22 protein-coding genes are annotated in these 24149 nt (G+C 71.9%); 11 read left to right on the plus strand and 11 right to left on the minus strand.

The window, feature by feature from the left end; genetic code table 11:
• Positions 1 to 116: 116 nt before the first annotated feature.
• A complete protein-coding gene (locus ACLJWH_RS20730) occupies positions 117 to 1796 on the plus strand; it encodes a GAF domain-containing sensor histidine kinase (RefSeq protein ID WP_411143275.1) in 1680 nt (559 codons plus the stop codon).
• A gap of 36 nt (positions 1797 to 1832) precedes the next feature.
• Here ACLJWH_RS20730 and ACLJWH_RS20735 read toward each other — a convergent pair whose 3' ends face one another.
• The gene (locus ACLJWH_RS20735; RefSeq protein ID WP_411143205.1) at positions 1833 to 2804 is read right to left on the minus strand and encodes an HAD hydrolase family protein; all 972 of its coding nucleotides are present in this window, start codon (positions 2802 to 2804) and stop codon (positions 1833 to 1835) included.
• 131 nt (positions 2805 to 2935) lie between these two features.
• Between ACLJWH_RS20735 and ACLJWH_RS20740 the strand changes: the two genes are divergently transcribed.
• The 3 genes from ACLJWH_RS20740 to pspAB all read left to right on the plus strand — a co-directional run bounded on the left by ACLJWH_RS20740 (position 2936) and on the right by pspAB (position 5656).
• A complete protein-coding gene (locus tag ACLJWH_RS20740) occupies positions 2936 to 3832 on the plus strand; it encodes an LLM class flavin-dependent oxidoreductase (protein WP_411143206.1) in 897 nt (298 codons plus the stop codon).
• Positions 3833 to 4041: 209 nt separating this feature from the next.
• On the plus strand, positions 4042 to 4941 hold the full coding sequence (gene htpX, locus ACLJWH_RS20745) for a zinc metalloprotease HtpX (RefSeq protein WP_411143207.1): 900 nt from the start codon (positions 4042 to 4044) through the stop codon (positions 4939 to 4941).
• A 151-nt stretch (positions 4942 to 5092) separates the two neighbouring features.
• Positions 5093 to 5656, plus strand: a complete 564-nt coding sequence (gene pspAB, locus ACLJWH_RS20750) for a PspA-associated protein PspAB (protein ID WP_411143208.1) — start codon at positions 5093 to 5095, stop codon at positions 5654 to 5656.
• 71 nt (positions 5657 to 5727) lie between these two features.
• On the opposite strand, the gene ACLJWH_RS20755 is transcribed toward pspAB, so the two are convergent.
• Positions 5728 to 6297 carry a PadR family transcriptional regulator gene (locus ACLJWH_RS20755; protein WP_411143209.1) on the minus strand — a complete coding sequence of 190 codons (570 nt, stop codon included), beginning with the start codon at positions 6295 to 6297 and terminating at the stop codon, positions 5728 to 5730.
• Positions 6298 to 6394: 97 nt separating this feature from the next.
• On the opposite strand from ACLJWH_RS20755, the gene ACLJWH_RS20760 reads away from it, so the two are divergent.
• The gene (locus tag ACLJWH_RS20760) at positions 6395 to 6985 is read left to right on the plus strand and encodes a hypothetical protein (RefSeq protein ID WP_411143210.1); all 591 of its coding nucleotides are present in this window, start codon (positions 6395 to 6397) and stop codon (positions 6983 to 6985) included.
• Positions 6982 to 8427 (plus strand): carotenoid oxygenase family protein, encoded by a 1446-nt coding sequence (locus ACLJWH_RS20765; RefSeq protein ID WP_411143211.1) that lies wholly within the window; start codon positions 6982 to 6984, stop codon positions 8425 to 8427. Before ACLJWH_RS20760 ends, ACLJWH_RS20765 begins: the two co-directional genes overlap by 4 nt.
• A 190-nt stretch (positions 8428 to 8617) precedes the next feature.
• Here ACLJWH_RS20765 and ACLJWH_RS20770 read toward each other — a convergent pair whose 3' ends face one another.
• From ACLJWH_RS20770 to ACLJWH_RS20785, 4 genes are all read right to left on the minus strand, one after another.
• On the minus strand, positions 8618 to 9859 hold the full coding sequence (locus tag ACLJWH_RS20770; RefSeq protein WP_411143212.1) for a MerR family transcriptional regulator: 1242 nt from the start codon (positions 9857 to 9859) through the stop codon (positions 8618 to 8620).
• A 29-nt stretch (positions 9860 to 9888) separates the two neighbouring features.
• Positions 9889 to 10806, minus strand: coding sequence for a metal-dependent hydrolase (locus ACLJWH_RS20775; RefSeq protein WP_411143213.1), 918 nt, complete (start codon positions 10804 to 10806; stop codon positions 9889 to 9891).
• 118 nt (positions 10807 to 10924) lie between these two features.
• The gene (locus ACLJWH_RS20780) at positions 10925 to 12655 is read right to left on the minus strand and encodes an SDR family oxidoreductase (protein WP_411143214.1); all 1731 of its coding nucleotides are present in this window, start codon (positions 12653 to 12655) and stop codon (positions 10925 to 10927) included.
• A 200-nt stretch (positions 12656 to 12855) separates the two neighbouring features.
• Positions 12856 to 13722, minus strand: coding sequence for a M24 family metallopeptidase (locus ACLJWH_RS20785; RefSeq protein ID WP_411143215.1), 867 nt, complete (start codon positions 13720 to 13722; stop codon positions 12856 to 12858).
• A gap of 221 nt (positions 13723 to 13943) precedes the next feature.
• Between ACLJWH_RS20785 and ACLJWH_RS20790 the strand changes: the two genes are divergently transcribed.
• The 4 genes from ACLJWH_RS20790 to ACLJWH_RS20805 all read left to right on the plus strand — a co-directional run bounded on the left by ACLJWH_RS20790 (position 13944) and on the right by ACLJWH_RS20805 (position 17660).
• A complete protein-coding gene (locus tag ACLJWH_RS20790) occupies positions 13944 to 14978 on the plus strand; it encodes an ABC transporter ATP-binding protein (protein WP_411143216.1) in 1035 nt (344 codons plus the stop codon).
• Positions 14968 to 15873, plus strand: coding sequence for an ABC transporter permease subunit (locus ACLJWH_RS20795; protein ID WP_411143217.1), 906 nt, complete (start codon positions 14968 to 14970; stop codon positions 15871 to 15873). Before ACLJWH_RS20790 ends, ACLJWH_RS20795 begins: the two co-directional genes overlap by 11 nt.
• 76 nt (positions 15874 to 15949) lie before the next feature.
• Positions 15950 to 16861 carry an ABC transporter ATP-binding protein gene (locus ACLJWH_RS20800; protein ID WP_052860802.1) on the plus strand — a complete coding sequence of 304 codons (912 nt, stop codon included), beginning with the start codon at positions 15950 to 15952 and terminating at the stop codon, positions 16859 to 16861.
• Positions 16862 to 16883: 22 nt separating this feature from the next.
• The gene (locus tag ACLJWH_RS20805; RefSeq protein ID WP_411143218.1) at positions 16884 to 17660 is read left to right on the plus strand and encodes an ABC transporter permease subunit; all 777 of its coding nucleotides are present in this window, start codon (positions 16884 to 16886) and stop codon (positions 17658 to 17660) included.
• A 62-nt stretch (positions 17661 to 17722) separates the two neighbouring features.
• Here ACLJWH_RS20805 and mltG read toward each other — a convergent pair whose 3' ends face one another.
• The 5 genes from mltG to ACLJWH_RS20830 form a co-directional block, all read right to left on the minus strand.
• Positions 17723 to 18550: an endolytic transglycosylase MltG gene (gene mltG / locus ACLJWH_RS20810; protein WP_411143219.1), complete on the minus strand. Its 828-nt coding sequence runs from the start codon at positions 18548 to 18550 to the stop codon at positions 17723 to 17725.
• Between the two features lie 171 nt (positions 18551 to 18721).
• Positions 18722 to 20002 (minus strand): CynX/NimT family MFS transporter, encoded by a 1281-nt coding sequence (locus ACLJWH_RS20815; protein ID WP_411143220.1) that lies wholly within the window; start codon positions 20000 to 20002, stop codon positions 18722 to 18724.
• Between the two features lie 170 nt (positions 20003 to 20172).
• Positions 20173 to 20883, minus strand: a complete 711-nt coding sequence (locus ACLJWH_RS20820; protein WP_411143222.1) for a FadR/GntR family transcriptional regulator — start codon at positions 20881 to 20883, stop codon at positions 20173 to 20175.
• Between the two features lie 235 nt (positions 20884 to 21118).
• Entirely contained in the window at positions 21119 to 22504 is a 1386-nt protein-coding gene (gene lysA, locus ACLJWH_RS20825; RefSeq protein WP_411143223.1) for a diaminopimelate decarboxylase, read from the minus strand.
• 14 nt (positions 22505 to 22518) lie between these two features.
• Positions 22519 to 22878 carry an SAV_915 family protein gene (locus ACLJWH_RS20830; protein WP_411143224.1) on the minus strand — a complete coding sequence of 120 codons (360 nt, stop codon included), beginning with the start codon at positions 22876 to 22878 and terminating at the stop codon, positions 22519 to 22521.
• A 252-nt stretch (positions 22879 to 23130) separates the two neighbouring features.
• Here ACLJWH_RS20830 and ACLJWH_RS20835 point away from each other — a divergent pair, with 252 nt between their 5' ends.
• On the plus strand, positions 23131 to 24093 hold the full coding sequence (locus tag ACLJWH_RS20835; RefSeq protein ID WP_411143276.1) for a MerR family transcriptional regulator: 963 nt from the start codon (positions 23131 to 23133) through the stop codon (positions 24091 to 24093).
• Positions 24094 to 24149: the final 56 nt, after the last annotated feature.

A 24149-nucleotide genomic window follows, 5' to 3' on the forward strand; every position in this document is an offset into this window, starting at 1 on the left:
TCCGTATATCTGGACTTTCGTCGGAAAAGGGCCCTTATTAGGCTCATGGCATGGCAGTCACGGCAGGACCCTCAGATCCCATGGACACCGGGCGGGCCGGTCCGGTGCCCGATCCCATGGACGCCGCCACCGAGGCCACCCGCAGTCTGCAAGGACTGTCCTCCGAGCTGACCGCGCGGGTGCCCCAGCTGCTGGAGGCGATGCGCACCGTGGGCGCGGGGCTGGACCTGCACATCACCCTCGACCGGATCGTGGAGACCGCCGCCGAGCTGGCCGACGCCCGCTACGCGGCCATAGGGATCATCGACGACGCCCGCGAGGGGCTGTCGGACTTCGTCACGTACGGCGTGACCGCGCAGGAGCACGAGCGGATCGGCGCGCTGCCCGACGGACACAAGGGCCTGCTCGGCGCGCTCATCCACGACCCGAAGGCGCTGCGCCTCGCCGACCTCACGAAGGACCCCCGCTCGGCCGGATTCCCGCCGGGCCACCCGCCGATGCGGACGTTCCTGGGGGTGCCGATCCGGGTCCAGGGCGAGATCTTCGGCAACCTCTATCTGACGGAGAAGCGCGGTGGCGCGGAGTTCAGCGAGGAGGACCTGCACATGGTGCGGGTGCTCGCCACCGAGGCCGGTATCGCGATCGGCAACGCCCGGCTGTACGCGGCGACCCGGCAGCGCGAGCGGTGGATCGACGGCTCGGTGGCGGTGACCACCGAACTGCTCGCGGGCAGCGATGTGGACGATGCGCTCGCGGTCGTCGCCGAGCAGGCCAGGAAGCTGGCGGACTCGGCGGCCGGCATCGTGCTGCTGCCCGACGAGCGCGGCGGCATGGAGATCGTCGCGGTGTCCGCCGACGAGCCCGCCGGGATCATGGGGACCCAGGTGCCCCCCAACAGCCCGGTGGCCGCGCAACTCCTGGCCGGGGAACCGGTGTTCGTGGACGATTCGGCCACCGATCCGCGGATGGTCACCCATATATCGCAGCGCTTCGGGCCCAGCATGATGCTGCCGCTCAAGAGCGGTGGCCGGGTGCTCGGCACCCTCGCGACACCGCGGGCCCGGGGCGCCCGCCCGTTCACGCAGGCCGAACGCACCCTGGCCACGCAGTTCGCGGCGCAGGCCGCGCTGGCGCTGGTGCTGGCCGACGCACAGCGCGACCGCGAGCGGCTGGCCGTCTTCGAGGACCGCGACCGGATCGCCCGTGACCTGCACGACCTGGTCATCCAGCGGCTGTTCGCGACCGGGATGATGCTGGAGAGCGCGCACCGCAGGTCCGAGGCGCCGGAGGTGATCCGGGGCGTCGGCAAGGCCGTGGACGAACTGGACGTCACCATCCAGGAGATCCGCACCGCGATCTTCGCGCTCCAGCAGGGGCCGGCCGAGGCACCGTCCGGGCTGCGCACCCGGGTGCTGCGCGAGATCGGCACCGCCGCCGTACCGCTCGGCTTCCAGCCGTCCGCGAACTTCATCGGCGCGGTGGACTCCCGGGTCGGCGAGCTGACCGGCAAGAACCTGATCGCCGCGCTGCGCGAGGCGCTGTCGAACGCCTTCCGGCACGCCCGTGCCTCCCGGATCGAGGTCGTCGTCGACGCGACCATCACCTTGCCGGACGGCACCGACGGTGTACGGCTGACCGTCGCGGACGACGGCGTCGGCATCCCCGAGGGCGGCCGGCGCAGCGGCCTGAAGAACCTCAGCAAGCGCGCGGAGTCGCTGGGCGGGTCGAGCACCTACGGCCCGGGGCTGGGCGAGGACGGTACGGGCACGATGGTGACGTGGGAGGCGCCGCTGTGAGGGCGGGCCCCGGCGGAGGCGCCCGCCGGGACGGCGTCAGCCGCCCGCCGGACCCGGCCGGAGCATCCGCTCGATCACGGCCGCGACGCCGTCGTCGTTGTTGGAGTCCGTGCGGCCCGTGGTGACGGCCAGGACGTCCGGGTGGGCGTTGGCCATGGCGTACGAGGTGCCGGCCCAGGTGAGCATCTCTATGTCGTTGGGCATGTCCCCGAAGGCGACGACCTCCTGGGGCGTGATCCCGCGCTCCGCGCAGCAGCGGGCGAGGGTGTCCGCCTTGCTGACGCCGAGGCCGCTGATCTCCAGGAGGGCGGTCGGGCTGGACCGGGTGACGGATGCGAGGGCGCCCGCCGCCGTACGGGCCAGCGCGAGGAAGTCGTCCGGGTCCAGCTCGGCGTGGTGCGCGAGCAGCTTGAGTACGGGCTGGCCGGGGCCGGTGGCGTCGAAGGCGCCGGGCGCGCCCCGGGGAGCCACGGTGACGGTGTCGGCAGCCATGCCCGGGTCCGTATCGGGGCCCGGTAGCGGCCCGAAGTCCTCGGCGAGGAGCTTCTCCACCGGGGCGACGACCGCGGCCTGGTCGCGGTGGAAGGGCGGGTACTGCGGCTCGTAGTGGCTGCCGCCGGTGCGCTCGACCGCGAACGTGGTGCCGGGCGCGACACCGCGCAGCACGTTCACGACGTCCAGTGCGACCGTGCGGTCCAGGGGGCTGACCTCGACGATCCGGCGGCCGCGGTGCAGATCGACGACGGCCGCGCCGTTCGCGCAGATCGCCAGGCCGTGGCCGTGCACATGGTCGCTGACCACGTCCATCCAGCGGGCCGGGCGGCCGGTGACGAAGAAGACCTCGATACCGGCCCGCTCCGCGGCGGCGAGTGCGGCGATCGTCCGGTCGGAGACCGTTTTGTCGTCGTGCAGCAAGGTGCCGTCGAGGTCGGTGGCGATCAGCCGGGGCGCTACGGCCGACTCGGACGCCGGGGACGGCGTGGCGGGGGCATCGGTCACGGTGACCATCTTCGCGTACCGCCGCGCACAGGGGTGCGGTGGGTCGCGCGTATGAGCCGGGCGGGGAGGCGGGGCCGGCCGCCCACCGTGGTGCGCGGCCGGAGCCTTCGGTTCGCGCGGGCCGCCGTAGGCTCGGGGGCATGCGACTGAGCACCGTGATACTTCCCGTCCGCCGCTGGTCCGAGGGTGGCAAGGAGGTGTGGCAGCGCGCCGAGGAACTGGGCTTCCACACCGCGTACACCTACGACCACCTCTCCTGGCGAAGCTTTCGCGACCAGGCATGGTTCGGCGCGATCCCGACGCTGACGGCGGCCGCCACCGCGACCTCCCGGATGCGGCTCGGCACCCTGGTCACCTCGCCGAACTTCCGGCATCCGGTGACCCTCGCCAAGGAGCTGATCTCGCTCGACGACATCAGTGACGGCCGCGTCACCCTGGGCATCGGCGCCGGGGGCAGCGGCTTCGACGCCACCGCGCTCGGCCGGGAGCCGTGGTCGCCGCGGGAGCGGGCCGACCACTTCGGCGAGTTCCTGCCGCTGCTGGACAAGCTGCTGACCCAGGACGTCGTCTCCCACCAGGGCGAGCGCTACGCCGCGCACGAGGTCCGCAACATTCCCGGCTGCGTGCAGCGGCCCCGGCTGCCGTTCGCGGTGGCGGCCACCGGGCCGCGCGGGCTGAAGCTGGCGGCCCGCTACGGCCAGGCATGGGTGACGACGGGCGATCTCAAGGACGCGACGGGCACGCCGGTCGAGTCGCGGGAGGTGGTCCGCGGGCAGGTCGAGCGGCTGGAGAAGGCGTGCGCCGACGTCGGCCGGGACTGCGGGGAGCTGCGCAAGATCGTGCTGACCGGCTTCACGCCGGACCGGCCGCTGGACTCGCTGGACGCCTTCGTGGACTTCGCGGGGGCCCATGCCGAACTGGGCGTCGACGAGATCGTCATCCACTGGCCGATCGCCGATTCGGTCTTCGCCGCCGATGCCGCGGTCTTCGAGCGGATCGCGACGGAGGGGTTGGCGCAGCTGGCCGGCACCAGGTAGCCGGCAGATACGGGCACGGGACCGGCAGAGCGGGCCCGTGCCCCGGCCGAGCGGATCGCTGGTCTGGGCTTTACCCCGTATGTAGCGCGCAAGAGGGAGAATCAAGACAGCGGCGCAGTGTGCAGGACCCGGCGTGGTGCCGAAACGAACGCACCACCCGCGGGTCCGGCGCTCTGCGCGAAGTGAAGCGCGCGCGTTGTGGAGGAGCCATGGCACAGACCCGATTCGCCCCCGACCGCGGACTGACCTCGCGCATGGTCGTGACGATGTTCTTCATCGGACTGCTGTACGTCGTGGTCGTCGGCGCGCTGGTGGTGCTGCTCAAGGGCGCCTGGGCGGTGGTACTGGTCATCGCGGGGGCTCTGTTCATCGCGCAGTTCTGGTTCAGTGACCGGATCGCGGCGTTCAGCATGGGCGCGCGCGAGGTCACTCCGGAGCAGGCACCCGAACTGCACGGCGCCGTCGACCGGCTGTGCGCGCTGGCCGATATGCCCAAGCCGCGGGTCGCGATCGCCGACTCGGACGTGCCGAACGCGTTCGCCACCGGCCGTAATCAGAAGAACTCGATGGTGTGCGCCACGACGGGCCTGCTGCGACGGCTGGAGCCGGAGGAACTGGAGGGCGTGCTGGCCCATGAGCTCTCGCATGTCGCGCACCGCGATGTCGCGGTGATGACCATCGCGTCCTTCCTCGGCGTACTGGCCGGGATCATCACCAGGGCCGCGCTGTGGAGCGGTGTCGGGCGCAACAACCGGGACCAGAACGCCGCCATCGCCGTACTGATCGTCACCGCCGTCAGCGCGGTCGTCTACGCCATCAGTTTCCTGCTGACGCGGCTGCTGTCGCGCTACCGGGAGCTGTCCGCCGACCGCGCCGCCGCGATACTCACCGGCCGTCCGTCGGCGCTGGCCTCCGCGCTGACGAAGGTCACCGGGCAGATCGCGCAGATCCCGACCGACGATCTGCGCAAGTCCCAGCCGTTCAACGCCTTCTTCTTCGCCCCGGCGTTCAACAAGGAGACCTTCAACCAGCTGCTGTCCTCGCACCCGACACTGGAACAGCGGCTGGACCAGCTGGGCCGGATCTCGGCGCAGCTGGGACGGCCGTGACGGCCGGTGCCACCGGCGCCGCTGTCTCGGAGAACCAAAGCAACCGATTCAAGGCAACGACCGAAGCGATAGATCAAGGCAACTGATCAAGGCAACTGGTCAAAGCAACTGGTCAAAGCAAGCGGTCAAGCGATCAAGGAGTACGTCGCGCATGGGATTTCTGGACGCCATCCTCGGCCGCAGCAAGCCGGTCCGGCCCGATCTCGACCAGCTCTTTGCACTGCCCTCGGCCGCCATCACCTTGCAGGCCGCGGCCGGGTTCGTGCCCACCGGACTGGGCTCGGTGTGCTTCGCGAGCGTCGAGGGCGGGGCGTTCTCACGGATCCAGTCGGACGTACGGGCCCTGCTGGGCGGCCCGGTGGACTTCAGCCAGGACGAGTACGGCTATACCTGGCTGCTCGCCCGCCATGCGCCGGAGGACACGGCGGGCCTGGTCAACGACCTGCACGCGGTCAACACGTCCTTGGAGGAAGCGGGTTTCGGCCCGCAGCTGCTGTGCTCGCTGATCGGTTTCCGCGATGCGCAGGACCGGCCGCTCGCGCTGGTCTATCTCTACAAGCGCGGCACCTTCTACCCCTTCGCACCGCGGGTGGACGGCGGCGAGAAGCGTGACAGCCCGCTCGAACTCCAGGTGCGGGCGATGCTCGGCGACGATCTGACGGTCGAGAAGGAACTGAACCGGTGGTTCCCGGTATGGGGCGCGCCGGGGCTCTGACCTGGCAGCGCGCGACCGCACCACCGTTCCCGGGGCCGCCGGATGCGCCCGGCGGCACCTGAATTCCTGCCTCACTCAGCCCGTGGCCGGTGCTCCTTGACGAGAGCGTTCGCCTTCCTGGCCCGCGCGCTGGAGATCTCTTCGGCGGCCCACCGGGCCCATTCCTGCTCCATCGCGGACATCCGCAGGCCGTATTCCAGCGCGATCCGCCCATAGACCGAGATCATCTCGTCGTCCCACTCGGTGGTCTTGTCGATGAGCGCGTACTCGGCACGGTCGCGGCCCGCGGCCTCCCCCAGCTGCAACAGATAGGTACCTGCTTCGAGCGGGGTGAGGACGCCGAGAAAGAAGACCCGCAGCAGGGCGTCGTCGCGCGTGCGGCTGCTGGGCTCGACCTCGGTGAGCCAGTGGCGCAGCTCGGCGAGGCCGTCGTTGGTGATCGCGTATTCCTTGCGGCCGCGGGGGCCGTGGGCGGCGACCTCGGCCAGCCCCGCGGTCGTGAGCTTGCCCAGCTCGCCGTAGACCTGGCTCTGGGTGGCGGGCCAGACGTTCGTGAGCGAGGCGTCGAACAGCTTCATCAGGTCGTAGCCGCTCGCGGGAGCTTCCGCCAGCAGGCCCAGCACGGCGTGTTTCAGACTCATGACCCAACATTACCTTCCAGTCTTGACATGTCAAAGCCGCACTCTCTATCTTCGACATGTCGAAGTTGGAATGTGCTTGCCGGGGGCGAGGGGGATCATGAACTACCTGCGGAGCTTCATCCCATGGCTTGTCTATGCGGGGGTGTCATCGGTCGGCTGGCAGTGGGGCGCGCTCGCCGGTCTGGTGCTCGCCGTGGCGCTGCTCGCCGCGGACCGCGCCGCCGGCCTCGCGCTGGAGGCCCGCGTGCTGGAGTACGGCACGATCGTGTTCTTCGCGGCCCTCATGGCGTTTGCGTTCGTCCGTCCCGACAGCGGCCTCCAGGCGTACGGCAGCGCGCTCTCGATGGGCTGGCTGGCACTCATCGCCTGGCTGTCGGTGGCCGTCCGGCGCCCCTTCACGATGGCCATCGCCCGCCGGATGGCACCGCCGGAGGTCTGGGAGACCCCGTTGTTCCGGCGGATCAACACCGTGCTCACGGCGGTCTGGGCGCTGTCCTTCACACTCACCGCGATCGCTCAGGCGATCGTCTCCGCCCATGACCTGAGAGTGATCTTCTCGATCCTCGTCCAGGCCGCCAGCTTCATCCTTCCCGTCCGTTTCACCGCCGCCTATCCGGAGCGGGCCCGTGCCCGCCTTTTCCGAGAGTCCGGTGTGCGGCCCGAGAGCCAGGGAGCCCTGATCTCATGACCGCGGCATCCACGCCCGAACCAACCGCCGTCGAAACCAGCCCGCTCGAACCCACCACACCCGGCTCCACCGCGTCCGAATCCACCGTGCCTGCGTCCACGGCAGCCGGTCGGGTGTCCGGGGGCCGGGGCGGCCCGGTGCCGCACCTGGCGGGCAATTTCGCCCCGGTGACGGACGAGCTGACCGCCTACGACCTTCCGGTCACCGGCGCGATCCCGCCCGAGCTCAGCGGCTGGTATCTGCGCAACGGCCCCAACCCGAAGGACGCCGACTCGCCGCACTGGTTCTTCGGCGACGGTATGGTCCACGGCGTGCGACTGGAGGGTGGCCGTGCCGTCTCCTATCGCAACCGCTGGGTCCGCACCTCCACCTTCACCGACGGCGTGCGCGTCCGGGGCGAGGACGGGCAGCGCGATCTGACGGCGGGCGCCGCCAACACCCACGTCGTCCGGCACGCCGGCCGCACCCTGGCGCTGGTCGAGTCGTCGTTTCCGTACGAAATCGACTGCCGCCCCGGCCATGAGCTGGAGACCCTCGGTGTCCACGACTTCGGGGGCCGGCTCACCACCGCCATGACCGCCCACCCGAAGACCTGCCCGACCACCGGTGAACTGCACTTCTTCGGGTACGGCGGCGTCACCCCGCCCTATCTCACCTATCACCGGGCTGACGCGGCAGGGGAGTTGGTGATCAGCCGCCCCATCGACGTCCCCGGGCACACGATGATGCACGACTTCCATCTGACCGCCCGCCATGTCGTCTTCATGGACCTCCCGGTGGTCTTCGACCGCGACCGCCCCGGTATGCCGTACGGCTGGGAGCCGGAGTACGGTGCCCGGCTCGGCGTGCTGCGCCGCGACGATCCGTACGGCGAGGTCCGCTGGCTGCCCATCGATCCCTGCTATGTCTTCCACGCCCTCAACGCCCACGACGAGGGCGACCAGCGGATCGTCCTCTACGTCTCCCGCTACGCCGAATTCGGCGACAACACGCCCGCCTTCCTCTGGCGCTGGACGCTCGATCTCGCCTCGGGCACGGTGACCGAGGACCAACTCGACGACCAGTTCGCCGAGTTCCCCCGGGTGGACGACCGGCTGGCCGGCCAGGACGCCCGCTTCGGTTATGCCGCCCGTGGCCTGTCCCTCGGTGCGGACGGGATCCCCGGCGCCCTGCTCCGTTACGACCTGCACACCGGGGCGGTCGCCCGACACGACTTCGGCCCTGGGCGTACCCCGGGAGAGGCGGCCTTCGCACCGGCGGACGACCGCCCGGGTGGACCCGGCTGGCTGATCACCTACGTCTACGACGCGACCACCGACACCAGCGATCTCGTCGTGCTGGACGCGGAGGACATATCCGCCGGCCCCGTGGCCACGGTCCCGCTTCCGCAGCGCGTGCCCTACGGCTTCCACGGCAACTGGATTCCGGACCCGGTCAGTTGACCTCAGGCCGGGCATGCCCGAGTGAAGGTCGGACGTGCCCGAGTGAGCAGTGCGCAACCTGATCCTTGACAACTGAAGAGAGTGCGAGGCGCCGCGCAAGGCCGCTGTATGAGGGAGCAGGCCGGCGGGGGGCGGCACGCGAGAGCACCGGGCGGTGCTGCCGTGCCGGGTTTCTGGCGGGGCGGCCGGGTCAGCGACGGGGGGAGGGGTGCGCGCCGTGCCGCGCCTCGGCGCCGGGCGAAGCCGCACCGCGGGCCGGGGTGGCACCGTCGGCCGGGGCGACGTCATCGGCCGGGGTACAGCGGTCGGTCGGAGCGACGCGGGCCGCCGGGACGACCAGGGCGTCCATCGTGCGTGCCTGGACCTCGCGGTGTGCGGCGGCGGCGATGAAGGCGGCCGTGTTCTCCGGGCCCACCAGGGTCCGCACGGCCAGCACGGTTTCGGCGGGGAGCGGCACCGGCTCCGAACCGGTCGCGGGACGGAGGGCTGCGACGGGCTCGGGCGCGGAGGGACGCCCGGGGACGGGGACGGCGGTCACGGCTGGGGTGGTGGCCGTCGCCTCACCCGCCGGCTCCGCCGCGGCTCGCCCCTCCGCGCTCCCCGGCCCCACCCCGTCCTCCCCGCTGTCCGTCCCGCGCTCCTCCGCCGTCCCGCCGGACGCGGTTGTCGCCCGCGCACCGGCCGGGAGGGCTTCGGTCAGGTGGTGGCGGAGGAACCGGGTGGCCAGGGTGCGCATGGCACGGGCCAGTTCGGCGTCCACGGTCTGCTGGGCGAGCGGGCGCAGCCGACGCACCAGACCGGCGGCTTCCACGGCATCGGCTTCGCTGGGCGGATGGTCCAGAAAGGAGTGAAAGACATGCTCGGCGGTGAAGTCCAGGAAACGGGAGGCGATGTGCTCCACCTGGCCGCGCACCTCACGAAGATGCCGGGAGATGGCCGGCAGCGGCACGCCCGCGGAGTGCAGTTCGGCGGCGACGGCGAGCTCCTGCGGGCTGGGTACGCGGAACTCGTCGTCCCGGCCCGGGACACGCTCCAGGACGCCCAGCTCGACGGCCTCGGCCACCGCCGCGTCGTCGGAGAGGCCGCCGAAGGCGGCGTCCAGGTCGGCGCGGCTGATCCGGGACGCCTCCTCGTCGGTCCACGGCCCGTCGATCTCGGCGACCAGCCCGAGGACGCCGCCGAGATCACGCCCGGCGTCCCACGCCTCCAGCAGTTCCTTGATGCTGGCGAGGGTGTAGCCGCGGTCGAGCAGACCGGCGATCTGGCCCAGCCGGGCCAGATGAGCGGCTCCGTACACATTGGCCCGGCCGCGGCGCTCCGGGCGGGGGAGCAGCCCGCGGTCCTGGTAGCCGCGGATCGTGCGGACCGTGGTGCCGCTGTGGTGGGCCAGGTCCTCGATGCGGTATTCGGCCGCCGGCGGCTGCTCGGTCACTGTGGTGCTCCTCAAGAGATGGCCGCGCGCTACGAGAGGGCCGCGCGGCCCACCGCGCCCGCCGCGGCCCGTGCGGCCGGGGAGGACGCCAGGTAGGCGACGGCCGTGTGCAGCGACCCTTCCTGCGAGGGATGGTACGACCGCCGTAGGTACCGCGGTATCGCCGCCCCCAGCGCACGCCAGGTGGGCAGCAGCCCCTTGCGGACGGCGCGGTTGTGCTCGCGCAGCGAATAGCGGGAGCGGGTGGCCAGCTGCGGATCGTGCCGGAGGAGATAGGCGGCGCCCCAGCCCCAGAGGTACCAGAGGACGGGGGCCGTCACGGACATGCCCAGGATGCGGCGGAGGTAGCGGGAGAGCTCCGCGCCTCCGGTGTGCTCGTACATGTCGAAGGCGACCGCGCGGTGCTCGACCTCCTCCGCGCCGTGCCAGCGCAGCAGGTCGAGCATGACCGGGTCGGGGTCGGCGTGGTCCAGGGCCTCGGCGTCCAGCACCCAGTCGCCGAGCACCGCGGTGAACTGTTCGATGGCGGCGATGAGGGAGAGCCGGAAGCGCAGCCACTCCCGCTCCGGGACCGGGACGCCGAGCGGTGGCCGCTCGCCGAGGAGGTACTCGAAGAGGAAGTCGACATGCCGGGTGTAGGGGCCGGTGTCCAGGCCCTGGTGCGCCAAGTGGTCCAGTACATAGGCGTGCTGGACGCTGTGGGTGGCCTCCTGGCCCATGAAGCCCTTGACGTCCTTGAGGAGTTCCTCGTCCCGGACCAGGGGCAGGGCCTCCTTGAAGACCTTGACGAACCACCGCTCACCGGCCGGCAGCAGCAGATGCAGCACGTTGATGACGTGGGTGGCGGTGGGCTCGTCCGGTATCCAGTGCAGCGGCGTCTCACGCCAGTCGAACGAGACGCGGCGAGGTGCGATCGGGGGGTGCTCCTGAGGGCGTGGCGTACTCATGCGCGGCTCCTGATGTGCGCAGTTCTCCGGAGGCGATGACGGGGGTTACCCGGGTGCGCTCCCCGGCCGGACGTTTCGCCGGCCCGGGGGAGCGCCGCGCGCAGGGTCTGCGGGCGGTCTACAGCGGCGGTTCGATGCGCGCGAGGGCGCGCAGGGCGCGCGGGGCGAACCGGGACATCAGGCGGGCGCCGCGGGCCTCGGGGGTGACGGGGACCACCGCCTGATTGCGGACCACCGCGCGCAGGACGGCGTCGGCGACCTTCTCCGGTGGGTAGTTGCGCATGCCGTACATCCGGGCGGCCTTGGCCTGGCGGCGCTTCTCCTCGTCCGCCGGGACGCCGGTGAAGCGTGAGGTGGCGGTGATGTTGGTGTTGACCAGCCCCGGACAGATGGCCGAGACGCCGATGCCCTGGCCCGCCAGCTCGGCGCGCAGGCACTCGCTGAGCATCAGCACGGCCGCCTTGGACGTGCTGTACGCGGGCAGCACCCTGGACGGCTGGAAGGCGGCGGCCGAGGCGGTGTTGACGATATGGCCGCCCTGCCCGCGCTCCGCCATCCGCCTGCCGAAGATCCGGCAGCCGTGGATGACGCCCCACAGATTGACGTCCAGGACCTTCTGCCAGTCCTCGGAGCTGGTCTGCATGAACGACCCGGACAGGCCGATACCGGCGTTGTTCACCAGTACGTCGACGGTGCCGTAGGCGGCGTCCACCTTGTCGGCGAGCTTCTCCATCGCCGCCTCGTCCGCGACGTCGACGACCTCGCCCCATGCCTGTGGCGCGCCGATCAGCCGTGCCATATCGGCGGTCCGCGCCGCCCCCTCGGCATCCCGGTCGACCGCGATGATCCGGGCGCCGGCCTCCGCGAAGGCGAACGCGGTCGCCCGGCCGATGCCGCTGGCCGCGCCGGTCACCAGCACCAGCTGCCCGCCGAAACGGTCGGCATGGGGGCCGGCGGCCATGACCTGCTTCGCCGGGTCGCCCTCCTCCTTGGCGTTGACGAACTCGGTGATCCAGGAGACCAGTTGATCCGGGCGGGTACGCGGCACCCAGTGTTTGGCCGGGAGGGTGCGGCGCACCAGCTGGGGCGCCCACTGCTCCAGGTCGTCGTAGAGCCGCTGGGAGAGGAACGCGTCGCCGGTCGGGGTGATGAGCTGGACCGGGCAGTGCGCGTAGGCGTCGGCGCGCGGGCGGCGCAGCCGGGCACGGATGTTGTCGCGGTAGAGCCAGGCGCCGTGGGCGGCGTCGCCCGGCAGTGACGCGGTCGGATAGCCGCCGTCGGATACCTTCTCCATCCGCCGCAGGATTCCCGGCCAGCTTTTGCCGAGCGGGCCCCGCCACGCCAGTTCGGGGAGCACGGGGGTGTGCAGCAGGTAGACGTACCAGGACTTGGCGCCCTGGCTGAGGAGCTGGGCGGTGCGCCGGGGAGTGGGGCGCGTCATCCGCTTCTTGATCCAGTGGCCGAAGTGGTCCAGGGACGGTCCCGACATGGAGGTGAAGGAGGCGATCCGGCCCTCCGTGCGCCGGACGGTGGCGAACTCCCAGGACTGCACCGAGCCCCAGTCGTGGCCCACGAGGTGGACCGGGCGGTCCGGGCTGACGGCGTCCGCGACGGCCAGGAAGTCGTCCGTCAGCTTCTCCAGGGTGAACCCGCCGCGCAGCGGCCGTGGGGCGGTGGACCGGCCGCAGCCCCGGACGTCGTAGAGCACCACATGGAACCGGGCGGCCAGCCCACGGGCGACCTCGGACCACACCTCCTTGCTGTCCGGATAGCCGTGCACCAGCATCACCGTCGGCAGCGCTGGGTCGCCCAGCTCGGCGACGCACAGCTCGACCCCGCCGGTCCGCACCCGGCGTTCACGCGCACCCGCGAGCCCCGGCCCGCTCCCCGTTTCCGGCCCGCTCCCTGCCCCCGAGCCTGCCCCCGGGACCGACCGCGCACCCGGCCCGGCCCCCGGGAACGGCCCCGGCCCCCGGCCCTTGCCCCGTCCGGCTGCCCGGAAGCGTCCCCCTCCGCGTCCCCGCCGAGGTCCCTGTTCACGTCCCGTGTTCACGCGGCCTTCTCCTCCTGCCAGCGCCGCACATGCGGCAGATCGTCGTCCAGCCAAAAGGCGCTCTCCTGCGGGTCCTTGGAGTCCGTGACCACCAGAATCTCCTCGAACTTCGCGCCCGTGCCCCGGAACCCGAGGTGCGGTTCGACCGCCCACAGCCCCGGCTGCGGCGGGTGGTCGGAGAAGGTGTACGGGCTCCACAGCGGGGACCAGCCGTCGCGGTGGCCGTGCAGCGCGTCGGAGGCCAGGCCCTTGAGCGACTGGGTGCCGAATCCGAAGAGGGTGGGGGACCAGCGGCGCTCCCTGACCCGGTCGATCTTGTGCGCGATGACGCCGAAGGGGTAGGCGCGGTGGCGGTTGGCATACCCCTGACGCACCATGAGGCGCTCGACGTCTTCGTAGATCTCCCGCAGTGAGCGCCGTTCGCGGACCTCGCGCAGGATCAGCTCACGATGCGCTTCGAGATCGGCGAGCAGCCGGTCGTGCACCGGGTTGAGCCCGAGGCAGCCGGAGTAACCGATATCGGCCGTGTAGCCCTTGTGGACCGGCGCCATGTCGAGGATGAAGGGCATCCCCGGCTCCAGCGCGCGGTTGGTGGGGAAGAACTGCAACGGGACACGGAAGTTGACGAAGGCGGTGCGGTCGCCGAACCAGGCGAACGGGAGATGGAACCAGTCCCGCACCCCGCGCTCGCGCAGCCACTCACGCTGCATCCGGGCCGCCGCGCGCTCGGTGATCCCGGGCCGGAGCTGCCCGGCCACCGCCTCCGCGCAGGCGTAGGCGAGCCGCTGGACCTCCTTGAACCCCCGTAGCCCTGCGGCGAGGTCTCTGGTTCCTGCTGAGGTCGCTGAGGTGACTGAGGCCATCGTCAACCGTCCGTCCGTAAGCGGTCCATCGCGGTACGTGCCCGTAACTTGACACTGATGAATGTGACAATGACTGACGGCTGCGTCAAGGGGGGTGCGACCCCGAGTCCCGGTGCGCCGGGAGGGGGCGGTCCCCTACGGGCTTCTACTCCCGGAGAGGTAGGGACATCCAGCCGCCTGGGCTGACGACCGGTGCGCGGAGCGCCGATACCGTCGTTGCCGTGACTGTGATCGTGACCGAAAGCCTGAGCAAGCGGTACCCGCGGGTGACCGCTCTGGACCGGCTCTCCGTTGACATCGCCCCCGGCGTTACCGGCCTGGTGGGTGCCAACGGCGCCGGCAAGTCCACCCTGATCAAGATCCTTCTCGGGCTGGCCCCGGCCACCGAGGGGACCGCGCACGTCCTCGGGCTGGACGTGACCAAGGACGGCAGCGCCATCCGTGAGCGGGTCGGCTATATGCCCGAGCACGACTGCCTGCCGCCGGACGTCTCCGCCACCGAGTTCGTCGTGCACATGGCCCGGATGTCCGGCCTGCCGCCGACCGCCGCCCGCGAGCGCACCGCGGACACGCTGCGCCACGTCGGCCTGTACGAGGAGCGCTACCGACCCATCGGCGGCTACTCGACGGGCATGAAGCAGCGCGTGAAGCTGGCCCAAGCGCTCGTCCACGACCCGCAGTTGGTCTTCCTGGACGAGCCGACCAACGGCCTGGACCCGGTCGGCCGGGACGAGATGCTCGGCCTGATCCGGCGCGTCCACACCGACTTCGGGATCTCCGTCCTGGTGACCTCCCACCTCCTCGGCGAGCTGGAGCGCACCTGCGACCATGTCGTCGTCATCGACGGCGGCAAGCTGCTGCGCTCCTCCGCCACGGACGAGTTCACGCAGGTCACCACCTCGCTGGCGGTCGAGGTCACCGACACCGACACGCACCCGGACGGCACCGAGGCGCTGCGCGCGGCGCTGGTCTCGGCCGGCGCCGCGGTGAGCACCGACGCCGCCGGCGCGGCGAGCGTCGTCTCCTCCGGTCACCTTCTCTACGTCGAGGCCCCCGGCGAGGAGACCTACGACCTGGTGCGGGACACCGTCGCCGGCCTCGGTCTCGGCCTGATCCGGATGGAACAGCGCCGGCACCGCATAGCCGAGGTGTTCAGCACGGCGGACGCGGCGGCCGGCACCCCCGCGACCGCCACCGCAGGCGCCCCGGGCGCCCCCTACGCCACCCAGGACGGAGGCGCCCACGATGCCGCCTGAGACCACGACCTCATCCGCCGCGGCGCCGAACGTCATTCACAACATCGGCTACCGCCACTACGACGGCCCCCGCCTGGGCCGTGCCTACGCCCGCCGGTCGCTCTTCTCGCAGAGCGTGCGCGGCTCCTACGGACTCGGCCGTTCCGCCAAGTCCAAGGTGCTGCCGATGCTGCTCTTCGGGGTGATGTGCCTGACCGCCGGCATCCTGGTCGCGGTGACGATGTTCACCCAGGCCAAGAGCCTCCCGGTCGAGTACACCCGGTTCGCGATCTACCTCCAGGCCGTCATCGCCCTCTACCTCGCCGCCCAGGCGCCGCAGTCCGTCTCCCGCGATCTGCGCTTCAAGACCGTGCCGCTCTACTTCTCCCGCCCCATCGAGCGGGGCGACTACGTCGCGGCGAAGTTCGCGGCGATGGCGGGCGCCCTGTTCATCCTCACCTCGGTGCCCCTGCTGATCCTCTACGCCGGGGCGCTGCTGGCGAAGCTGGACTTCCTCGACCAGACCAAGGGCCTGGCCCAGGGGCTCGTCTGCGTGGCGCTGCTCTCGCTGCTGTTCGGCGGGATCGGCCTGGTGGTCTCGGCGCTCACCCCGCGCCGCGGCTTCGGCGTCGCCGCCGTGATCGCCGTACTGACCGTCCCCTACGGCGCCGTGAGCGCCATCCAGGGCATCGCCTTCGTCCAGGGCAAGGAGGCGGCCGTCGGCTGGCTCGGCCTGTTCTCCCCCGTCACGCTCATCGACGGCGTGCAGTCGGCGTTCCTCGGCGGCACCAGCTCCTTCCCCAACGGCCTGGCGCCGTCGACCGCCGCCGGATTCGTCTACCTCCTCGTCACCCTGGGCGTCATCGCCGGCTGCTATGCCCTGCTGTCGCTCCGCTACCGGAAGGCCGGGCTGTGACCGCCCGCCCGATCCCGGCTTCCGCCGCGCGGTGCCCCCGGCCCGCCACCACTCTCCGAAGGAATGGGCCGCGCCCATGACCACACTGACCATCGACCACGTCTCGCGCTGGTTCGGCAATGTCGTCGCCGTCAACGACATCACGATGACCATCGCCCCCGGTGTCACCGGCCTGCTCGGCCCCAACGGCGCCGGAAAGTCCACCCTCATCAACATGATGGGCGGCTTCCTCGCCCCCTCCAACGGCACCGTCACCCTCGACGGCGCCACGATCTGGCGCAACGAGAGCATCTACCGCCACATCGGCATCGTCCCGGAGCGCGAGGCGATGTACGACTTCCTCACCGGCCGCGAATTCGTCCTCGCCAACGCCGAATTGCACGGACTCGGCCGGACCGAGGCGGCCAGGGCGCTGGCCACCGTCGAGATGGAGTACGCCCAGGACCGCAAGATCTCGACGTACAGCAAGGGCATGCGGCAGCGCGTGAAGATGGCGTCCGCGCTGGTCCACGACCCGTCGGTGCTGCTGCTCGACGAGCCGTTCAACGGCATGGACCCGCGCCAGCGGATGCAGCTGATGGAGCTGCTGCGGCGGATGGGCGACCAGGGCCGCACGGTGCTGTTCTCCTCGCACATCCTCGAAGAGGTCGAGCAACTGGCCTCGCACATCGAGGTGGTGGTGGCCGGCCGGCACGCCGCGTCCGGCGACTTCCGCAAGATCCGCCGGCTGATGACCGACCGCCCGCACCGCTATCTCGTCCGGTCCGACAACGACCGGGCGCTGGCCGGGGCGCTGATCGCCGACCCCTCGACGGCCGGTATCGAGGTGGACCTCGCCGAGGGCGCGCTGCGCGTCCAGGCCGTCGACTTCGGCCGCTTCACCGCACTCCTGCCGCGGATCGCCCGCGACCACGGCATCCGCCTGCTGACGGTCTCGCCCTCCGACGAGTCGCTGGAATCCGTCTTCTCCTACCTCGTAGCGGCCTGAGGCCGGAAAGGAGCCCTGACGCATGTCCACGACCACTCCGACGGCCCCGCCGGCGGCCACGACCCCGCCGAGAGCCACGTTCTTCCACCCGACGGTCGCCCGGCTCACCTACCGCGCCCTGCTCGGCCGGCGCCGCGCCCTGATCCTCTTCGCGCTGCCCGCCCTCCTGGTGATCATCGCCGCCGCCGTCCGGGCCCTGTCCGGCGCCGACGACGCCACCGCCAGTGGCATCCTGGGCGGCTTCGCACTGGCCACGATGGTGCCGCTGATCGGCGTCATCGCCGGTACGGGCGCGATAGGCCCGGAGATAGACGACGGCTCGGTGGTCTATCTGCTGTCCAAGCCCGTATCGCGACAGACGATCATCTTCACCAAGCTGCTCGTCGCGATCGGCGTGACGGTGGTCTTCTCGGCCGTCCCGGTCCTGATAGCCGGGTTCGTCCTGAACGGCAACAGCCAGCAGATCGCGGTGGCGTACGCCGTCGCGGCGGCCGTCGCCTCCCTCGCCTACAGCGCGCTCTTCCTCTTCTTCGGCACCATCTCCCGGCACGCCGTCGTCTTCGGCCTGGTCTACGCCCTGGTCTGGGAATCGTTCGTCGGAAGCCTGGTCCCCGGGGCACGCACCCTCAGCATCCAGCAGTGGGCGCTCGCGGTCGGGCAGCGGGTCGGCGCGGAGGGCGCACTCTCCTCCAGTGTCCAACTGCCCCTGGCGATAGGGCTGTTGGTGGCCGTCACGGTCGTCGCGACCTGGTATGCCGGACACCGTCTGAAGTCGCTGACCCTGGCGGGCGAGGAGTAGCGGGAGGGGCCGGGGCGGCGACGGCCGCCGCCCCGGCCCCACCGCCGCGCCCCCGGGCTCCGCTACGTGACGGGGCTTCGCCGCGCGGTCGGGCTCTGCTGCCCGGCGTTGAACTCCCGGACGTTCTTCAGATGCACCTGGTAGTCGGCGGTGAAGCGGGTGTCGCCCGGTCCGACGGTGACGAAGTACAGCCAGTCGCCCGGAGGAGGTGCGGCGGCCGCGTTCAGCGCGTCCGCCCCGGGGTTGTCGATCGGGGTGGGCGGCAGGCCCCGGTGCTCGTAGGTGTTGTACGGGCTGTCGGTCTTGGTGTCGGCGTGGCTGGTGTGCAGAGTGCTGCGGTCCAGCGCGTAGTTGAGCGTCGAGTCCATTTGCAGCGGCATGCCCTTGGCCAGCCGGTTGTCGATGACCCGGGCGACCTTGCCCATGTCCCCCGGCCGGTCCGCCTCGGCCTGCGCGATGCTGGCGATCACGACGGTCCGGTAGGAGGCGATGCCGTAGTCGGCGAGCCGCAGGTTGGCGGTCTCGACCATGGTGGTGAGCAGGGACGCCGGGGTGGTGTCCCGGTCGATCGGATACGTCGCGGGGAAGAGGTACCCCTCCGGGTTGCCCTTCGCCTCGTCCGGCAGGCTGAGCCGGGTGGTCCTGGCGGCCTTCGCGGTGGTGCCGTCCGCGAGGCGCAGGGCCTTGTCGGTGGCGGCGTAGACCTGGGTGGCGCGCCGGCCCTCCGGGATGGTGAGCTTCGCCGCGCGCTCCGGCCCGCCGCGGAAGAGCCGCGGCACGATCAGTACGGCGAGGAAGACCAGGACACAGAGGCAGACGACGAGGATGAGCCGGCCGGTGCGGGTGAGCCGCGGCCCCGGCCGGCGAACGGTGCGCCGAACATCGCTCATGAGGGCACGGTAGGCCAGTCCCCGCGGCCGCGGGGTGACCTCGCCCGGGACACCGCCGATGGCGTCCCGGCCCCCTTACCTCCGCCCCCCACCGCCACATCCGTACGCCCCGTACGCCCATGCCCCCGCACCCCCGTGCCCCTACACCCCCGTGTCATCCGCCCCCGCGTCCTACACCGCGTCCCCGATCCGTCGGTCGCGGCCCGCGCCCAGTCCCAGCAGGGCCAGACCGGCGCAGACGGCGAGCAGGAGGACGATCGGGACGGTCCAGCCGTCGGTCAGCTGGTGGACCGCGCCGAGGGCCAGCGGGCCGACCGCGGCCAGGAGGTAGCCGCCGGTCTGGGACATACCGGAGAGGCGGGCCGCGGTGTGGGCGTCGCCGGAGCGCAGCACCATCATCGTCAGGGCCAGACCCAGCGCACCGCCCTGCCCGATGCCGAGGAGTACGGCCCACAGCCAGGCACCGGCCACCGGCGCCACCAGCAGCCCGGCGACACCGCAGGCCATCAGCGCGGCGACGCCCACGCCCAGCAGCCGCTGACTGCGCATCCGTCCGGCGAGCACCGGCACCACGAACGAACCGGCCATCTGCACCAGCGTGCTGAAGGCGAAGACCAGCCCCGCCTCGCCCTTGCCCATGCCGTGGTCGGTGAAGATCGTCGGCATCCAGGCGATGGCCACGTACGCGACCAGCGACTGCGACCCCATGAAGAGCGTGACCTGCCAGGCCAGCGGGGAGCGGCTCAGCTTCGGGCCGGTCTCGACGGTGTGCACGACCGTCGCGGCGGCCGCACCGTGGTGCGTACCGCGCCGCGCGATCACCGCCTGCGGGATCCAGACGGCGGCGGCGACGGCGGCCAGCAGCGCCCAGGAGACCAGCGAGCCCTGCCAGCTGCCGAGCGCGTTCTCCAGCGGGACGGCGGTGGCGGCCGAGACGGTGGCACCCATGATCATCGCCGTGGAGTACAGCGCCGTCATACCGGCGGCCTTCTCGGGGAAGTCCCGCTTGATCAGGCCGGGCATCAGCACGTTCAGCAGGGCGATGGAGGTGCCGACCACCGCACACCCGGCGAACAGCGCGACCACCGGCGGCGCGATCCGCAGCACGATGCCGCCGCAGAGCAGCAGCAGCGCGCCGCACAGCACCGCCTCGGTCCCCCATCGGCGGGCCAGCTTCGGCGCGACGATCGAGCCGAGGCCCATGAAGATCAGCGGAATGGTCGTCACCAGGCTGCTGGCGGTGGCGGCCAGATGGAAGTGCCCGCCGATCTCGCCGAGCAGCGGCGAGACCCCGGCCAGCGCCGCCCGCATGTTGAGCGAGGCGAGGACGATCCCGGTCAGGAGGAGCGCCGGATGCGCCCGCAGCCGACGGCGGGCCGCGGCGACCGGCGGTGCCGCGGCCAGATCCTCCTCGGCATCGATCAAGGGTGCTTCGGACCTGGTCCCTGGCATGGCGGCGTACCTCGTCAATCGTGTGCTGTTACGGGGAGATGGCTGTGCGGGCCACGAAGGCGCGGGCCATGAGGGCACGGGCCGGTGAAAAGCGGCGGAAGGAGGAGAGGGGAGGGGAGGAGAGGGGAGGAAGAGAGAAAAGGGGAAACGGACGCGCCGGAGAGAACGGGTCAGCGGGACGCCAGCAGCGCCTCCACGGCGCGCTTCGGTTTCTCCAGGAGATCGCGGATGGCCCGCTCGGCGGCTTCCGGATCGCCCGCGGCGATGGCGTCCAGGACGGCGCGGTGATCGCCGTGCACGATCTTCGGCATCGCGTGGTCGTCGAGCGCGGTGACCAGCGCCTCGCGCACCGAGTTGCTGAACCAGCCGTATGTCGCCGTCAGCGCGGTGTTGTACGCGGCCTCGACGACGGCCTTGTGGAAGGCGATGTCGTGATTGGCGTACAGCTCCAGGCTGCCGGAGGCGGGTTGGCCCGCCGCGTCCTCCAGCGCGGCCTGGGCGTCCAGCGCCGCCCGCATCCGCTCCAGGTCGGCGGGCCGGTGCCGCTCCGCGGCCAGTCGGGCGGCCTCCGCCTCCAGTGCGATCCGCAGTTCCAGGACGTCGCGGATACCGGCCCGCTGGACGCCGCGCATGATGTCGCCCGGGTCGGCGGTGGACACCACGAAGGTGCCCTCGCCCTGTCGCGAGCGCAGCATCCCGGCGTGGACGAGGACCCGGACCGCCTCGCGGACGGTGTTGCGGCCGACCTGGAGCTGTTCGGCGAGCGCGTGCTCGGTGGGGATACGGGTCCCGATCTGCCACTCCCCGGCGGCCAGCTGGGACCGCAGGGCCTCGACGACGGTGTCCACCAGGGACTGCCGCCCCGCTGCCTGCAACGCCATGTCCTGTCCGCCCGTCCGTCCGTCTGCCGATGTGTCGTCGTCCGCTGCCCGGTTGCCCAGTCATCCTACAACTGGCCGATGCCTGCATCGTACAGGGATATGCCGGGGGGACCGGCGGACGGACCGCGTGGGACGGGGGCGCACGGTCGGGCCGGAGGCGGGAGACGGGACGAACGCCCGCACACCCCGCCGCCGGCCACGCCTGCGTCGACGGAACCGTCGACGTACGGAGGTCCTACAGCCCGATGTCCCGTTCCTGGATGTCGGCCAGGGATTCGCGGCGGACCAGGAGGCGGGCCTGGCCGTCGGTGACCGCGACGACCGGGGGACGGCCGACGAGGTTGTAGCCGGAGGCCATCGAGAGGTGATAGGCCCCGGCCACCGGGACGCCGATCAGGTCGCCGGGGCGGATGTCGCCCGGGAGCTGGACGTCGGCGGCCAGCACATCGCCCGCCTCGCAGTGCCGCCCGACGACGGTGACCGGTTCCGGCGCGGCGGCCGAGCGGCGGCCGATCAGCCGGGGCGCGTAGCGCACCCCGTACAGCGCGGGCCGCGGGTTGTCGCTCATACCGCCGTCCACCGCCACGAACGTGTGCGAGCCGGTCTGCTTGACGGACAGCACCCGGTAGAGGGCGACACCGGCCGGGCCCGCGATGGCCCGGCCGGGTTCGACGGCGAGCCGGGGCACCGGCAGACCGGCCGCCGCGCAGCTGCCGGCCAGTTCGGCGCGGATCCTGGTGCCCAGGCCGGCGATGTCCAGGGCGGGTTCACCGGGGCGGTAGCCGACGCCGTGGCCGCCCCCGAGATCGAGTTCCGGCAGCGTGACGCCGTGCTGCTCATGGATCCGGGCCAGCAGTCCGACCAGCCGCCGGACGGCCGACAGATACGGCTTGACGGTGGTGATCTGCGAGCCCAGGTGGCAGTGCAGGCCGACCAGTTCGAGCCGTGGCTGGCCCAGCACCCGGGTGATGGCGTGCAGCGCGGAACCGTCCGCGATCGACAGCCCGAACTTCTGGTCGTCGGTGCCGGTACGGATCTTGGCATGGCCGCCGGCGGCGATCCCCGGGACGACCCGGATCAGCACCTTCTGCCGGGCGCCCGCCGGGACCGCGGCGGCCAGCCGGGCGATCTCGGAGGTGCTGTCGATGACGATCCGGCCGACGCCCAGCCGCAGCGCGGTCCGCAGGTCGTCCGGGCTCTTGGCGTTGCCGTGCAGCACGATCCGCTCCGGCGCGAAGCCGGTGGTGACGGCCAGCTCCAGCTCACCCGCGGAGCAGACGTCCAGGCCGAGACCCTCCTCCTGGACCCAGTGCACCATCGCGCGGCAGAGGAACGCCTTGGCCGCGTAGAGGACATCGGCCTCGGGGAAGGCCCGCAGATAGGTACGGCAGCGGTGGCGCACCTCGCCCTCGTCCAGGACGTACGCGGGGGTGCCGAAGCGGTCGGCCAGTTCGGTGAGCGGGACGCCGCCGACGGCGAGGTCGTCGTGGGCCAGCGGCGTCGTGGAACGGGGCCAGATGGCGAGCGGGCCGGTTCCGTCCGGCGGCGCCGCGGCGGCCGGGACCGGGACCGTATGCGGGGCGGTGGCCGCGGGGGCGTCGGGCAGGGTGCTGTGCGTCATGGTGGTGCCCCTCCTCAGACAGCCAGCAGATGGTGCGTACGCGGAGCGTCGCGGCGGTCCGGCGGGGCGTCCCGGCGGTTCATCCGCGGGACGGCGGGCGTGAGCCGTGGATCGACGGTGAGGCCGGTCGCCCCGACCGGCTCGGCCAGTGCGCGCAGCGCGTGCTCCGAGAGCCTGATCCAGGGCTGGCCGCCGCCGAGCGCCGCGGCGAGGCGTTGCGGCGAGGTGAAGCCGACAGCGGTACGGCCGCCGAACGGAGTGCGGAACAGGCGGGCCGTACAGCCCGCGGGCCCCGGCCGGACGGGGACGAAGAGGGGCCCGGCCGGGACACGTTCGGCAGGCTCAGGATCTTCCGCGTAGAGGGTGTGGGACACGGCGTTGCTCCTCGCAGAGGACGGCGGCCCCGGACCGGTCGAAGATGCGTGCGCCGGGGCTCGGCACTGACGCTATGCCCGCTCGCGGGGGCAGCCCCCCGCCGTCCTGACGCATCATTGACGGCTTGTGGCCGGTACTTGACGCGATGCTGCCGTGCCACCTCGCCGACCAGCGCTTTTGACCTTGGCGGTAGCCGCACCTCGACCGGGCTTGACCTTGACACCGTGACAAGCCCTCCACTGGAAGGCGTCATGTTCACCATCGGAGACTTCGCCCGGTACGGACGTGTGTCGGCCCGCATGCTGCGCCATTACGACGCGATCGGGCTGCTGCGCCCGGCCCGCACCGACCCGGCCAGCGGCTACCGCTACTACGCGGGCGGCCAGCTCACCCGGCTCAACCGCATCATCGCCCTCAAGGAGCTGGGATTCAGCCTCCAGCAGGTGGCGGCGATCCTGGACGAGCAGGTGAGCGTGGCGGAGCTGCGCGGGATGCTGCGGCTGCGGCAGGCCGAGCTGGCGGCGGCACTGGCCGCGGCCGGCGCGCGGCCGGCCCAGGTCGAGACGAGGCTCCGGACCATCGAGAGTGAGGGACATATGCCTGCCGACGACGTGGTGCTCAAGCGCACCGAAACGGTACTGGTCGCGGAGTTGAGCGGGGTCGCCGCCAGTTACGAGCCCGAGGACATCGGCCCGGTCATCCAGCCGCTCTACGACGAGCTGTGGCGCCGGCTGCGGGCCGCGGGCCTGACCCCGACGGGACCGGGACTGGCCTACTACGAGGACGCCCCGGACGAACAGGGCACGGAGCGCGCGGCAGTCCCGGCAGACCCGGCGCGCGCGGAAACCCCGGCAGCCCCGGCAGCCCCGGCAGCCCCGGCAGGCACGGGGACCGGCCAGGGCGATCCCGTGATCGTGCACGCGGCCGTCGTGATCACACCGGAGGCGCTGGCCAAGGCCGGTGCCGGTACGGGCCAGGGGGAGCGCGCCGCCCTCGGCTTCGACGTCGTGACCGTGCCCGCCCTCGACCGTGCCGCGACCGTCGTGCACCGCGGCCCGATGAGCCGGATCCTGCCCACCGTGCAGCAGCTCGCGCGCTGGATCGACGACAACGGCTACCGCTCCGCCGGGTACGCCCGCGAGCTGTATCTGGAGTGCCCGGCGGACCGGGCGGAGTGGATCACCGAGATCCAGGAGCCGGTGATCCCCGCCTGAGGCGGCGGGCCGGCGGAACGGCGGGGGCCGGGGCGGCGGACGCTCACGCCCGCCGC

Origin of the sequence: Streptomyces sp. x-80, from assembly GCF_046549095.1 — a bacterium.
Taxonomy (GTDB): Bacteria; Actinomycetota; Actinomycetes; order Streptomycetales; family Streptomycetaceae; genus Streptomyces; species Streptomyces celluloflavus.